Consider the following 681-nt stretch of genomic DNA (forward strand, 5'->3'; position numbering starts at 1 on the left):
AGAGGGGTTCCCATTGCATTCATCCTTACAGGACTTATGAGTTTGGCATTCCTCGGCTTCAAAGGTCTATTTAAGTTGTAACCGGTTTTGATTTCACTCTTCATCATACTTTATAATTTCTTTATAAACTTCACTTATTACTTTCTCTTTTATTTTTTTATTTAAAAGTCCACTTGTATAAAAAATTATTATTTCATCAATGTCCTTTTTTAAATTTTCCAGTTCTGGTAAAATTTGTTTTAAATAATTTTTGTCTTTAGGAATATAAACCTCTCTCAATCCAGATTCAACAAATATTTTTAAATACCTTGCCTCTTCTTCTGATTCACACTCTAAAACTTCTTTTTCGCATCTTAATTCCCACTTAAACAGTCTTTTTTCTATTTTAATTTCGGATGAATTTTCTGGAAGAATTATCCTAGTGAGCAATTTTTTAGGTAAAGAAAGAATTTTTTCTTTATAAAATTCACCTATAGTTTTCATTTTTTTCTTTTATTTTCCTAATAATAGTATTCCTCAAAATATCTATATCTATACCTTCTTTTATATTTTTCTTTTTAACACTCTTGGCTTTTTCTATTCTTGACTTAACTAAATCTACTACTGTCCGATATACCTCGAGTTGTTCATCTTCAGTCAATCCTAAAATCTCTCCCATTATTATCTTATCAAGTTCTCTAC

2 protein-coding genes are annotated in these 681 nt (G+C 27.8%); both read right to left on the bottom strand.

Translation table 11 applies throughout. The features are described 5' to 3' along the window. Positions 1-93: 93 nt before the first annotated feature. Positions 94-483, bottom strand: a complete 390-nt coding sequence (locus N3D17_07830; GenBank protein ID MCX8083271.1) for a hypothetical protein — start codon at positions 481-483, stop codon at positions 94-96. Continuing rightward, positions 467-681: hypothetical protein (locus tag N3D17_07835; protein MCX8083272.1), on the bottom strand; the 215-nt coding region annotated here is incomplete at its 5' end. The genes N3D17_07835 and N3D17_07830, both read right to left, overlap by 17 nt.

Source organism: bacterium (assembly GCA_026414725.1).
GTDB lineage: Bacteria > Ratteibacteria > UBA8468 > B48-G9 > JAFGKM01 > JAAYXZ01.